12 protein-coding genes and 1 riboswitch are annotated in these 12979 nt (G+C 67.4%); of the genes, 5 read left to right on the forward strand and 7 right to left on the reverse strand.

The annotated features are described in order from the left end of the window. Window positions 1-126: 126 nt before the first annotated feature. Window positions 127-702 (reverse strand): ABC transporter substrate-binding protein, encoded by a 576-nt coding sequence (locus tag FL344_RS36515; protein WP_141593708.1) that lies wholly within the window; start codon window positions 700-702, stop codon window positions 127-129. Window positions 703-941: 239 nt separating this feature from the next. Between FL344_RS36515 and metK the strand changes: the two genes are divergently transcribed. Next, the gene (gene metK, locus FL344_RS36520) at window positions 942-2132 is read left to right on the forward strand and encodes a methionine adenosyltransferase (protein ID WP_141593707.1); all 1191 of its coding nucleotides are present in this window, start codon (window positions 942-944) and stop codon (window positions 2130-2132) included. A 169-nt stretch (window positions 2133-2301) separates the two neighbouring features. Here metK and ahcY read toward each other — a convergent pair whose 3' ends face one another. Together ahcY and FL344_RS36530 are read right to left on the reverse strand one after the other, a co-directional pair. After that, on the reverse strand, window positions 2302-3732 hold the full coding sequence (gene ahcY / locus FL344_RS36525) for an adenosylhomocysteinase (RefSeq protein ID WP_011556447.1): 1431 nt from the start codon (window positions 3730-3732) through the stop codon (window positions 2302-2304). Window positions 3733-3823: 91 nt separating this feature from the next. Continuing rightward, window positions 3824-3897: riboswitch (S-adenosyl-L-homocysteine riboswitch) on the reverse strand. A 98-nt stretch (window positions 3898-3995) separates the two neighbouring features. Next, a complete protein-coding gene (locus FL344_RS36530) occupies window positions 3996-4466 on the reverse strand; it encodes a YchJ family protein (protein WP_011556446.1) in 471 nt (156 codons plus the stop codon). Window positions 4467-4580: 114 nt separating this feature from the next. On the opposite strand from FL344_RS36530, the gene FL344_RS36535 reads away from it, so the two are divergent. Beyond that, window positions 4581-5474 carry an undecaprenyl-diphosphate phosphatase gene (locus FL344_RS36535; protein ID WP_141593706.1) on the forward strand — a complete coding sequence of 298 codons (894 nt, stop codon included), beginning with the start codon at window positions 4581-4583 and terminating at the stop codon, window positions 5472-5474. 18 nt (window positions 5475-5492) lie between these two features. Continuing rightward, on the forward strand, window positions 5493-6086 hold the full coding sequence (locus FL344_RS36540) for a CoA pyrophosphatase (protein ID WP_011556444.1): 594 nt from the start codon (window positions 5493-5495) through the stop codon (window positions 6084-6086). Between the two features lie 12 nt (window positions 6087-6098). On the opposite strand, the gene FL344_RS36545 is transcribed toward FL344_RS36540, so the two are convergent. From FL344_RS36545 to FL344_RS36555, 3 genes are all read right to left on the reverse strand, one after another. Continuing rightward, the gene (locus FL344_RS36545; protein WP_228558491.1) at window positions 6099-6614 is read right to left on the reverse strand and encodes a hypothetical protein; all 516 of its coding nucleotides are present in this window, start codon (window positions 6612-6614) and stop codon (window positions 6099-6101) included. Between the two features lie 42 nt (window positions 6615-6656). Next, window positions 6657-7982 carry a hypothetical protein gene (locus FL344_RS36550; RefSeq protein WP_228565629.1) on the reverse strand — a complete coding sequence of 442 codons (1326 nt, stop codon included), beginning with the start codon at window positions 7980-7982 and terminating at the stop codon, window positions 6657-6659. Window positions 7983-8129: 147 nt separating this feature from the next. Then, window positions 8130-8564, reverse strand: a complete 435-nt coding sequence (locus FL344_RS36555; RefSeq protein ID WP_141621759.1) for a YciI family protein — start codon at window positions 8562-8564, stop codon at window positions 8130-8132. Window positions 8565-8999: 435 nt separating this feature from the next. Between FL344_RS36555 and FL344_RS36560 the strand changes: the two genes are divergently transcribed. Both FL344_RS36560 and FL344_RS36565 read left to right on the forward strand, forming a co-directional pair. Then, window positions 9000-9959 (forward strand): HAD family phosphatase, encoded by a 960-nt coding sequence (locus FL344_RS36560; RefSeq protein ID WP_228565628.1) that lies wholly within the window; start codon window positions 9000-9002, stop codon window positions 9957-9959. Further along, window positions 9922-11202, forward strand: coding sequence for a threonine/serine exporter ThrE family protein (locus FL344_RS36565; RefSeq protein ID WP_141621761.1), 1281 nt, complete (start codon window positions 9922-9924; stop codon window positions 11200-11202). The genes FL344_RS36560 and FL344_RS36565 overlap by 38 nt, the downstream gene beginning before the upstream one ends. A gap of 57 nt (window positions 11203-11259) precedes the next feature. Here the strand turns inward: FL344_RS36565 and FL344_RS36570 are convergent, their stop codons facing one another. Continuing rightward, window positions 11260-12921 (reverse strand): arylsulfatase, encoded by a 1662-nt coding sequence (locus FL344_RS36570; RefSeq protein WP_141593700.1) that lies wholly within the window; start codon window positions 12919-12921, stop codon window positions 11260-11262. Window positions 12922-12979 lie beyond the last annotated feature (58 nt).

A 12979-nucleotide genomic window follows, 5' to 3' on the forward strand; every position in this document is an offset into this window, starting at 1 on the left:
GCACGGGGGCGGGGTCGGTCATCGGCCAGACACGAGAGGAGGGGCGACTCTACGCGATGCGCGGACCCCGCGAAAACAATGGTGCGGCCGGGAAGCCTGGTGGCCCGGCCGCCGGGCAGGTGCGGGCTACTTCTTCTTCACCTTCGCCAGCTCCGTGCGCATGCGCTCCAGCAGCAGGTCCCAGCCGCCCTTCTCCATCAGCGGCTTCACCTGCGTGTCCCGGATGTCCTGGAGCATGGACGAACCCAGCACCGTCACGTCCACGACCTTCCAGGCGGCGGCTTCCTTCACCAGCCGGTACTTGAGCTTCATCTCCTGCGTCTTCAGCGGGTGCTTGATGAAGACGGTGGAGGCCACCGTGGCCTCGGGGCCCTGCACCTGCGAGGGCTCGTAGGTGATGCTGTCCAGGTTCTTGAAGTTCTCCCGCACGCGGGGGAAGGCGATGTTCGCGAAGAGGTCCTGGAACAGCGAGACGAACTCCTTGCGCTGCGCATCGGTGCCCTTCTCCCAGTTGTCGCCAAGCAGGAACTTGCCCTGCTCCTGGCTGCCGAAGTGCTTGAGGGCCAGGGCGTCGCGCTCGTAGCGCACGGACTGCACCACGGTCTTCACCGGCTTGGCGATGGGGTCTTCCTTCGCGGCGAGCGCGGGGAGGGCGAAGGCGAAGGTGGCCAGGAAGGCGAGGGTACGGAAGCGGGCGTTCATGTCGGGCTGTTCCTCCAGAGCGGATGCGCGGACGTCTGTTAGCCCAAGGGAACGTCCGGCGCCTCGCGAAATTCATGGTGGGGTGGAAGGCGGCCATCCGGCCGTAGCCAGCCTGGTCGCTGTTCGCTGGCGGATTCCGAAAAGTTGAATGATGCGGCCCTCTTGCGCGTTTGACTCCTCTAGGAGGCCACGTCTAGTGTCCGGCCTTCGCGCACTGTCAGCGCAGCCTCTGAGACGACATGCCTACCGACTTCCTGTTCACGTCTGAATCCGTCACTGAAGGCCACCCGGACAAGATCGCCGACCAGATCTCCGACGGTGTGCTGGATGCCATCATCGCCAAGGACCCTCAGGCGCGCGTCGCCGTGGAGACGCTCGTCAAGACGGGCCTGGCCATCGTCGCGGGTGAGGTGACGACGAACTGTTACGTGGACATCCCGAAGCTCGTCCGCAGCACCATCTGCCGCATCGGGTACACCGACAGCTCCATGGGCTACGACGGCAACACCTGCGGCGTCATGGTGGCCATCGAAGGCCAGAGCCAGGACATCGCCCGGGGTGTCGACAACAAGAAGGACCAGGGCGCCGGCGACCAGGGCATGATGTTCGGCTTCGCCTGTGATGAGACGCCGGAGCTGATGCCGGCCCCCATCCACTACGCGCACGCCATCACCCGCCGCCTGGCGGATGTGCGTCGCAAGCAGCACCCGTGGATCCGCCCGGACGGCAAGAGCCAGGTGACGGTGGAGTACCGCGACGGCCGCCCCGCCCGTATCGACGCGGTGGTGGTGTCCACGCAGCACTCCGATGAGGTCTCCAACAAGAAGATCCAGGAGGCCATCCGCGAGGACGTCATCGCGAAGGCGCTGCCCAAGAAGCTCATCGACAACAAGACGAAGTTCTTCATCAACCCCACCGGCCGCTTCGTGGTGGGTGGCCCCATGGGTGACTCTGGCCTGACGGGCCGGAAGATCATCGTGGACACCTACGGCGGCATGGGCCGTCACGGTGGCGGCGCGTTCAGCGGCAAGGACCCGTCCAAGGTGGACCGCTCGGCCGCGTACATGGGCCGTCACATCGCCAAGACGGTGGTGGCCGCGGGCCTGGCCCGGCGCTGCGAGGTGCAGGTGTCCTACGCCATCGGCGTGGCCGAGCCCGTCAGCGTCATGGTGGAGACCTTCGGCACCGCCACGGTTCCGGAAGAGCGCATCGCCCTGGCCGTCCGCAAGACGTTCGGCCTGCGTCCGCGCGAAATCACCGAGTACCTGGACCTGCTGCGGCCCATCTACCAGAAGACCGCCGCCTACGGTCATTTCGGCCGCACGGAGAAGGAGTTCACCTGGGAGCGCGTCGAGGACAAGAAGGACGCGCTGCGGGATGCCGCCAAGAGCGCCACGCCGTCAGGTGGCCGCCGCCTGAAGGCCGTCTGAGGCAGGCGCTTCGATTCGGCCCTCGCGCTGCCTGACTGGCGCGTGAGGGCCCGCAAGCACACGGGCCGCTTCCCAGGGAGGGAGGCGGCCCGTTGTGTTTCTGCCTGGGCGCTTCGCTGCGGCGAGGCCCTCGCCCCGGTGCATGCGGGCGAGGGCGACAGCGGACCGCTTAGTAGCGGTAGGTGTCCGGCTTGTACGGGCCGGAGGTCTTCACGCCGATGTAGTCAGCCTGCTCCTGGCTCAGCTCGGTGAGCTGCGCGTTGAGCTTCTTGAGCTGGAGGCGAGCGACCTTCTCGTCCAGGTGCTTGGGCAGCACGTACACCTTGCCGACCTCGTAGTTGGCGCTGTGCGAGTACAGCTCAATCTGAGCGATGGTCTGGTTCGCGAACGAGCTGGACATCACGTAGCTGGGGTGGCCGGTGCCGCAGCCCAGGTTCACCAGCCGGCCCTTGGCCAGCAGGATGATGCGCTTGTTGTCCGGGAAGATGATGTGGTCGACCTGCGGCTTGATCTCCTCCCACTTGTACTTCTCCAGGGAGGCGACCTCGATTTCGTTGTCGAAGTGGCCGATGTTGCAGACGATGGCCTGGTCCTTCATCTTGGCCATGTGGTCATGGGTGATGACGCCCTTGTTGCCGGTGGCGGTGACGAAGATGTCCGCCTTGTCCGCGGCGTAGTCCATGGTGACGACGCGGTAGCCCTCCATGGCCGCCTGGAGCGCGCAGATGGGGTCGATCTCCGTCACCCACACCTGGGCGGACAGCGCGCGCAGCGCCTGCGCGGAGCCCTTGCCCACGTCGCCGTAGCCCGCGACGACGGCAATCTTGCCGGCGACCATCACGTCCGTGGCGCGCTTGATGCCGTCCACCAGCGACTCACGGCAACCGTACAGGTTGTCGAACTTGCTCTTCGTCACGCTGTCGTTGACGTTGATGGCGCGGAACAGGAGCGTGCCCTTGGCGGACATCTCCTGAAGGCGGTGCACGCCCGTGGTGGTCTCCTCGGTGACGCCGAGAATCTTCGCGCTCTTGCGCGTGTACCAGGTCGCGTCCTCGGCCAGCTTCGCCTTGATGGCGGCGTACAGCTCGCGCTCTTCCTCGCTCTGGGGGTTGGCCAGGACGCTGGCGTCCTTCTCCGCGCGCTTGCCCAGGTGCATGAGCAGCGTGGCGTCACCACCGTCGTCCAGAATCATGTTCGGACCCTCGTGGTCACTGCCCGCGGGGCCGAAGTCGAAGATGCGGTGGGTGAAGTCCCAGTACTCCTTGAGGGACTCGCCCTTGTGCGCGAACACCGGCGTGCCGGCCTGCACCAGCGCGGCGGCGGCGTGGTCCTGCGTGGAGAAGATGTTGCACGACGCCCAGCGGACCTCGGCGCCCAGCGCCTGGAGCGTCTCCACCAGCACGGCCGTCTGGATGGTCATGTGCAGCGAGCCCGTCACGCGCGCGCCCTTGAGCGGCTGCGTCTTGGCGTACTCCTCGCGGATGGCCATGAGCGCGGGCATTTCGCTCTCGGCGATGCGGATTTCCTTGCGGCCCCAGTCGGCGAGCGACAGGTCGGCGATGGCGTAATCCTGCTTCAGGGACTTGGTTGCGGCGGTCATGGCAATGGCTCCTGGTCCAGCGGGCGCGGCGTTCCGGGCTCGGGGAAGTTCGGTGTGGATGCTGCGACGACTCACCCTCGCAAGAGACGCGTACAGGTGAGCGCCGTTGGGTGATTCCGCTTCGAGCCTGGGGCCGTGTCCGGCCTCGCAGCGCTCCTCGAAGTCAGCGGGGAACCTACGAAAAGGACCCCTTCATTTCAACGAGAGACTGCCGCCCCCGGGGGCAGGCGGACAGCCTGCTCCATCCACTTCCAGACGCCCACCTAGCGAGGGAACGTGGCGAGCGTGAGGGACTCGGGAGGGACGGCCAGCTCCTTGGGCGCCAGCGCCACGCCGGACAGGTAGCGCCAGCCGGTGCCGTCGTGGCGGAAGTCGGAGCGCTCCACGAAGGAGCGGTCCTTTCCCTTCTCGAACACCTTGGCGAAGAAGAGCACCTGCGCCAGTCCGTCCGCGTCCGGTTCCCGGCGGTCCATCACCACCAGCTTCGGGTACTGGTGCGCCTGGGCGAAGGCGCGCAGCTCGCGCAGCACCTCGTCCTGGGGCCGCGCGCGGTCCGGGTGGTGGGGGTGCAGCGTCTTCCACAGCCAGGCGACCTCGCGCAGGGCGAAGGCGCTGTAGCGGCTGCGCATGAGGCGCTCGGCGTCGGGCGGCTCGGCCTCGCCTCGGTGGAAGGGCGCGCAGCACTCGCGGTAGCGCAGGCCGGAGGAGCAGGGACAGAGGGGGGCAGGGGGCATGGTGCGGTCCGAGCCTACCCGTCCCGCGCGGGCCGTGGGTGTTCGTGCGTACAGAGTCGGTGGAACGCCCTTGCTGGGCGGGGAGAGCAGGCATACATCCGGGGGCCGCACCCTATGAGCCTCCTCGAAGCCATCGTCCTGGGTCTGGTCCAGGGTCTCACGGAGTTCCTTCCCATCAGCTCCACGGCGCACCTGCGCATCGCGCCGGAGCTGTTCGGCTGGAAGGACCCGGGCGCGGCGTACTCGGCGGTCATCCAGCTGGGCACGGTGGCGGCCGTGCTCATCTACTTCCGCAAGGACATCGTCTCGCTGGTGGCGGCCTTCTTCCGGGGGCTGGCGCGGCGCGAGCCCTTCGGCACGCTGGAGGCGCGGCTGGCGTGGTTCGTCCTGGTGGGCACGCTGCCTGTCGGCATTGCCGGGCTGACGTTGAAGAAGTTCATCGAGAACGAGTTCCGCTCGCTCTACGTCATCTCCGGAAGCCTCATCGTGCTGGCCCTCATCCTCCTCTACGTGGAGAAGCGGGCCTCGCACCAGCGGACGCTGGCGGACATGCGGTGGCGGGATGGCATCCTCATTGGCATGTGGCAGGCGTTGGCGCTGATTCCGGGTGCTTCTCGCTCTGGCACGACGCTGACGGGCGGCCTGTCGCTGGGGCTCAAGCGCGAGGATGCGGCACGCTACTCGTTCCTGCTGTCCATTCCGGCCACCACGCTGGCGGGCGTCTTCGAGCTCAAGCACCTGCTGGAGGCGGAGACGCGGCCTTCCGCGATGGCGCTCTGGGTGGGGACGTTGGTGGCCTTCGCGTCGGGCATGGCGGCCATCGCGTGGCTGTTGCGCTTCCTGCGCACGCGGACGACGCTGGTGTTCGTGGTGTACCGCGTGGCGCTGGGCGTGCTGCTGCTGGTGCTGCTCCAGACGGGGAAGCTGAGCCCGATGTCGGGCACGGAGAACGTGGAGGTCCCTGGCGAGCCGGGGGCTCCGCCGGTGGAGAAGCAGATTACCGACTAGCGTGAGAGGACGTGGGCCGTGAGTGTGGAGGCGCTGTTCCAGACACTGGAGTCACGGCTGTCCTCGCGGCCGGCGCGTGAGGTGCACCTGCCAGGGTGGACCCTGCGGGAGGCTTCGGTGCTGGTGCCGGTGTTCGAGCGGGACGGCGTGCCCCACGTGCTCTTCACGCGCAGACCCGCGACGCTGCGGACGCATGCGGATCAGTACAGCTTCCCCGGGGGAGGCCGCGACCCCGAGGACGCGACGCCCCTGCACACGGCGCTGCGCGAGACGGAAGAGGAGCTGGGCATCGATCGGCGCGGCGTGCGGGTGCTGGGCATGCTGGATGAAGTGCCCACGATTTCGCAGTACCGGGTGCGGCCCTTCGTGGGGGTGATTCCCGGGGACGGGAAGTACCGGCCGAGCGCGGAGGAGGTGGCCTTCATCCTGGAGGTGCCACTGTCGGGGCTGTTGGACCCGTCCATCCTCCGCGTGGAGCAGAAGGAAATCATGGGGGCGGAGCGGGACCTGTACTTCTACACGTATGGGACGCACGTCATCTGGGGCGCGACGGCGCGCATCCTGCGCGACTTCCTGAACCACGTGACGCAGGTGCCTGGCGGGGCGGGGTAGGGCGCCGTCGCGTCAGGGCAGGCGGGTTCGGAACTGGAGCCAGGGGACGAGCTCCGGGTGCTTCTGCTCCACGTTCGTCCTGGGCAGGGCGTGGGCCAGGATTTTGAGCGCGTGCTTGAGCCTGCGCATGGCGCGGAGCTTCTCGATGGGGACGGTGCGGATGTCCTCCTGCGCCATCCACTGCGCAGCCTCCTCCAGCGAAAACGTCGTCAGACGCTGGACCCACGCGACAATCGGTTCGGCATCGAGGACGAAGTCGCCTTCGCGCTCGCCAAACTCGGCAATCATCCCTGAGCGCAGGTTCATCTCAGAGAGCCTGAGGGAGTACTCCTCCTCGTCGGAATGGCGTTGTGCGAGGGCTCCGTAGACGAGCAGTCCGATATGCGCCCACCCCAAGCTCCGCTCTTCGCGGGCCCGCGCGGCGATGGTGAAGGCGAAGACGTCCCAGTTGAAGTGCTCGCCATCTACAGGCTCCCCGATGACGAGTCCGTCGAGCCACGCTCTCAACTGCGGTAGTGGCCAGCTCAAGACGGTTGCAACGAGGGAAGGATTCGTTTTCATCGCTCTTGGTCAGGGAGGGAACGTGATGCCGTACCGGGCGAAGGCCTGCCGTCCGAGTGTCAGTACTTTGTCGCTCACGGCTTTGGGGGCCCGGTTCATGTAATGCCCGCTCCGAGGTGTGATTCGGACACCAAAGAATGTGGTCCCATGGATGGCAAGTTCCGCCTCACCAGCAGCCAATACAGGACGTCCGCCACTCGCGACCGTGTGCGCGATTTCGAGTGTGTTCCATTTTTCAGGGACGATTCTCAGATGGCCCTCTTCGGTGATGACCCATTTCACCCGTTCCTCGCTGGCATAGCGTGCGAACTGGGGGGAATCCACACTGGCGGGACGGACCCCGAGCTTGCGGGCCAGCTCCAGCTCTGCAGGAAGGCGTTCTGGGAGCTGATTGTCGAGAACCTGCGTGGCCCCCGTGCCGTCAGTTCGTGGCGCGTTTGAGCTTCCAGTGCCGCGAGCCGTCATGGCGACCGCATGGGGCGCGAGGCCCACGGTCATGACGCCCTCCGCCACGGTGATGGAGCGCACGCCCCCTGCTATCGCCGCGGATAGCCGGAAGCCCGCCTGAGTCTCGGCGGCCAGGGCCGCGCTGGCGAAGCCGGGCAGCGTCGGTCCCTTGGAGGCCATGCTCGCGGCTCCACCACTCAGCGCCGCCGTCAGCGCGAGGATGAGCACGCGCGCTCCGTTCTCTCCCATGACTCGGCCGAAGCGGTGCCCCGCGTCCTCCAACTCCTGGAACGACTCCGCGCGGTCAGCGTCCGCTGACAGTCTCTGCCAGCCCTCCACGAGGCTCATGAAGGCATCCACGCCGAGATAGGCGAGGACGAAGGTCGTCAGTGCGACGGCGACGACCTTGGTTACGGGCTCCGGCGCGACGATGAGGAACATGTACGCGGCCATCGCCGACGTCAGCATTGCCTTGAGTGCGAGCGGGTTGACGACCTCCTTCACGGCGTCCTGTACGCCGTCCCACACGCCATCCCAGGCGAAGGCGAGCGCCATCTGTCGGCGCGCCTTGGCATCCAGGAAGGAGAAGCCACCCGCCAGGAGCGTGAGGCACTCGCCAGGGCTGTCCTGGCGGGAGCACCAGGCGCCGTAGTCGTGTCCGGCACCTTGGGGTTCTGAATCCCACGACGCGAGCCGGACACGTGGGCGCTCCGTCTCCTCTCGCAGGGAGAAGCGCATGTCGAGCACGAGCCGGGTCATCACCTTTCGGAACGCGCCTTCGTCCACTTCAACCGGCTTCGCGCCCTTCGGAGGGAGGTAGACGATGGGCTCGCCCTGGCCCGTATCCAGGCGCACGACTCGCGGTGTCGCGCAGCCCACGAGAAGCACGCTCAAGAGCAGTGCACCTGCTCCACGCAACGTCATGTCGTCCCCCTGGCGCGTGCTCCGAACTCGCGGGAGCACTCGTCAGGAACTAGCACCTGGCTCTGACGACCCGAGGAGGTCCGGAGGCACCGGACCTCACTCCGCTCCGACTCACGCCTTCTGCTTCTGCTCCAGCTCCGCGCGCAGCTTCTCTTCCCGCGCGCGCAGCTCCGGGGTGAACTCGGCGCCGAAGTCCTCGGCCTCGAAGACGGGGCGAATCTCCAGCTCCGACTCCTCGCCGGGCATGGGGGTCGGGCAGCGGCGCGCCCACTCCACGGCCTCTTCCATCGACTTCACCTGCCAGATCCAATAGCCGGCGATGAGCTCCTTCGTCTCCGCGAACGGACCGTCGATGACGCTCTTCTTCCCGTCCGCGAACCGGATGCGCTTGCCCTTGGTGCTCGGGTGGAGACCGTCACCGGCCAGGAGCACGCCCGCCTTCATCAGCTCCTCGTTGTACTTGCCCATCTCGGTCATCAGCTGCTCGCCGGGCATCACACCGGCCTCGGAGTTCTTCGTCGCCTTCACAATGACCATGACGCGCATCGGTTCTTCCTTTCGGTTCGGGAGGCGCTGCGTCCTCGTTCAAAATGGCGACGAATAAGCTCGAAGCGGATCGACACGAGGCGAAAAAATCGCGAGGCAGGCTGGCTCGCGGCTCAGGGAAGCCCCGGGAGTCCAAGAAATATCAAGGGGTTGCGTGAGGCTCAGCCCACCGCGCCGAGGGCTGCGTCCCGTGGGCCTTTGCATCGCCTCTCCGCCATGACGCTCGTTCCGCCCGCGCCATGTCGGCCCAGGGGGCGCGCGGCGGCCGTGCCCAGCGAGCCCTCTGCGCGCGCCTCCCATGCGGCGTTGTAAAGCGTTGATGCCGGCATCACCGTCCCGAGAGGCGCCGCCATTGCGGGGGCGCGCCTGGAGCCGGACATGGTACGGGGCGCACGGAATGAAGGGGGCAGGCTGTTTGGCGCACTCTCGCGCTTGATGGCGATGCCTCTCCATGCACTGGCCGCGGACGCGCTGCCGTCGTGGAACGAAGGGCCCGTGAAGCAGGCCATCATCGATTTCGTCACCCGCGCCACCACCAAGGGTGGGGCCGGCTTCGTTCCGCCCGAGGCGCGCATCGCCACCTTCGACAACGATGGCACGCTCTGGCCGGAGCAGCCGCTCGTACAGGGCGCTTTCATGCTGAAGCCGCTCCGTTCCCGCGTGAAGGAGGACCCGTCGCTCGCGAAGCGGCAGCCGTTCAAGGCCATCCTGGAGGGGGACCTCTCCGAACTCTCCACCATGGACAAGTCCAAGCTGATGAAGGTGCTGGGCGTGACCCATGCCGGTATGACTGAAGAGGCGTTCATCCGCGAGGTCCGCGCGTTCTTCCAACACGCTCGCCACCCGAGGTGGAACGTTCCGTACAACCAACTGGCCTATGCCCCCATGTTGGAGTTGCTCCGGTACCTGCGCGCGAACGGTTTCCAGACCTGGCTCGCCTCGGCGGGGGGCATCGACTTCATGCGTGTCATCTCCGAGGACACCTACGGCATCCCGCCCCAGCAGGTCATCGGCAGCCAACTGAAGAAGACCTTCGACGACGCGCACGCGCCCTCGGTGCTGCGCCGAGAGGCGCGCGTCGCCCACGTCAATGACAAGGCGGGCAAGCCGGTGGGCATCGACGAGCACATCGGCCGGCGGCCCGTCTTCGCGGCGGGCAACGTGCGCTCCGGCGGCGACATCCAGATGCTCCAGTACACGCGAAAGCGCCCGCGCCCAGGCTTCGCCTTGCTCATCCACCACGACGACGCTGCGCGCGAGTTCGCCTACGAGGAGAAGGACGGCGCGTCATTGAAGGCCGCGCGCGAGGGCGGCTGGGCCGTGGTCAGCATGCAGCGTGATTGGAGGCGCATCTTCGATGAAACGCGAGCACGGACTGGGAACGGGAGGGGATGAAGAGGCGGCGTCCCGCTTCCTGCTGGACCTGGCCAGGGCACTGCACCTGGCCTATCAACCCTCGCTCCTGGTGGAAGCGCGCGTGCGCCGGGCGGCGAGGGCCTGGGGGCTGAGCACGGAGGTCTTCACGGTCCAGAGCCTGGCCATGACGCAGGTGGTGGCGCCTCGACGGTCGCCCGCGGACTTCGCGCGGCTGCCCTTCAACCCGCACTGGAACCTGGGCCGTGCGGCGAGGCTCCTCCAACTGACGGATGACATCGCGGCGGGAGGCGTGGGCCTGCCGGAGGCCCGTGCGAGGTTGGACCGCATCGTGGCCGAGCGCTCTCCCTACTCGAAGTGGCTCGTGCTCCTGGCCTATGGCGTGTACGGCGCTGCCGTCGCGGCGCGCGTGGGGGGCGCGTGGTGGGAGATGTTCGCGGCCCTCCTCGTGGGCGCCATCGCGGGCGTCATCCACTTCGGGACGCTGCGCTCGCAGCGGGTGGACCTGCAGAAGAGCTTCCTCGCGGCGTTCCTGGGAACGCTGGTGGCGTTCGGGCTCCGCTTCGTCCTGCCGCCCTTCGATGTGGTCCAGGCGTTGTTTGGCGGGGCGGTGCTGCTGGTGCCCGCGATGGTTGTCACGCTCGGCTCATTGGAGCTGGCCTCGGAGTCCGTGGAAGCAGGCATGACGCGCCTGGTCTATGGACTGCTGCGCTTCCTGATGATTGGCGTGGGCATCGTGGCGGCCACGACCTTGTGGGGCTTTCTCTGGCCGATACCGGAGTACAGCGACGTGCACGTGCTGTCGCCTTGGGTCACCTTCTTGCTGCTGGCGGTCGGTGGCGTGGCACTGGCTGTCTGCATGGCGGGGCGGCGGCGCGACCTGGTGGGCATCGTCGGCGGGGTGCTGCTCGCCTACGGGACGCAGGCTGGGATGAAGGCGGTGCTGGGAGAGCAGGGGAGCCCGATGGTGGCCGCGTTCGTGCTGGGCGTGGCCGGGTTGCTCTACGGCCGGGGCGGACAGCGGATGCCGATGACGGTCATCATGCCGGGCTTGTTGCAGCTCGCGCCGGGCTTCATGGGGACGCAGGCCATCATCGCGTTGCTCGGCATGGGGCGCCCGGGCGCGGAGGATGCCCGGCCGTTCGACGTGCTGATGGTGGCGCTCCAGTTGGTGTTGGGGTTGGTGTTCGCGACCCTGGTGGTACCACCGCGCATCCCCGTGGACGGCGATGACACCGTGCCAGCGCGTTCCGGGAGCACGTAGCGCCTCTGGGGCGGACACGGGCGGCGGCGCTGCTCCGCCGCCCGGCGCCGCGCGTGGCTACGCGTGCGACTGCTGGGCGCGGCGGACGAACCGCTCCACCTGTTCGGCCAGCGCCATGACCTGGTCGCCGATGGCCGTCTCCTCCTTGCGCTCGCGCGCCTCCAGCAACTGCCGCTTCACGCGCTCCTTGATGGGCCCGATGCTCAAGCTGCCCGGGGCCTGGCTGGGGGGGTAGTCGAGCAGGCTCTGCGCGAACTTCTGGACCAGCGCCTGCGCGGGCACGAACGTGAACATCCGCTCCCCGTACCACTTCAAGTACAGGCCGGCCTTGGGGCCGTACTCGAACGGGTCCGAGCGCAGGTTGATGAGGTACGGCCACGCCGGATCGAAGCGCTTGCCGCTGAACCACATGTCTGGGCCTTCGCCTTCCTGGTAGCTGAAGATGAGCTTCCAGTCGTCGTACCGGACGGCCGCGAGGTTTCCGCTGTCGAGCACGTAGATGAACTCGTGCCGGGCTCCCTTCTCCTTGCCCGCGAGCAGCCCGGTCTGGTCATACCCATCCAGGTAGACCCGGAAGGTCTTGTCACCCGCCTTGTAGCCGCGCTGGCACTGCGCCACGAGGTCCTTGGGGCCACCCGCCGCGGAGACCAGCGTGGGCATCCAGTCCTCGTGCGCGAAGATGTCGTTGATGACGCGCCCGGGCTCCACCACGCCCGGCCAGCGCACCATGCAGGGGACGCGCACGCCGCCCTCCCAGGTGGAGCCCTTCTCGCCCCGGAACGGGCTGTTGCCGCCGTCTGGCCAGCCCATCTTCTCCACGCCGTTGTCGGTGGAGAAGACCACCAGCGTGTTGTCGGCGATGCCCAGCTCGTCCAGCTTGGCCAGCAGCACGCCGACGATGTCGTCCAGCTCCCGCATGGCATCCGCATAGAGGCCGTAGCCGGTGGCGTTCCGGTACTTCTCCTGGAGATAGGTCCAGACGTGGGTGCGCGTGGTGTTGTGCCAGAGGAAGAACGGCTTGCCGTCCTTCACGGCGCGCTCCATGAAGTCCAGGGTCCCCTGGAGGAACTCCCCGTCCACGGTCTCCATGCGCTTGCGGGTGAGCGCGCCGGTGTCCTCGATGCGCTGCTTGCCCACCACGCCCCAGCGCTTGTCCTCGGTGGGGTCATCGCGGTCCGTGGCCCAGCTCCGGAGGACGCCCCGCGGACCGAAGCGCTCCTTGAAGGTCGGGTCCTTGGGGTAGTCCGAGCACTCCGGTTCGCCCTCCGCGTTGAGGTGGTAGAGGTTGCCGAAGAACTCGTCGAAGCCGTGCACGGTGGGCAGGTAGGGGTTGGAGTCACCCACGTGGTTCTTGCCGAAGTGGCCGCAGGTGTAGCCCAGCGGCTTCAGCATCTCCGCGATGGTGGGGTCGGAGTCCTGGAGTCCATACTTCGCTCCGGGCATGCCAATGGTGGTGAGCCCCGTGCGAAGCGGGTTCATGCCGGTGATGAAGGCGGCGCGGCCCGCGGTGCAGCTCTGCTGGCCATAGCAGTCGGTCATCATCGCGCCTTCCTTCGCGATGCGGTCGATGTTGGGCGTGAGGTACCCCATCATCCCCTGGTTGTAGGCGCTGATGTTCCAGATGCCGATGTCATCGCCCCAGATGACCAGGATGTTGGGCTTGCGCGACTGCTTGCCATTGCCGTTTCCATTGCCCGTGGGTTTCGCCTTGCTTGCCATGTGTTGCCTCCTGGGCAGGAGGTGTGCACGCGCCCCCCTCGGGGACATGGTTCGGGAG

The organism is Myxococcus sp. AB036A, assembly GCF_006547355.1.
GTDB classification, from domain to species: Bacteria; Myxococcota; Myxococcia; order Myxococcales; family Myxococcaceae; genus Myxococcus; species Myxococcus virescens.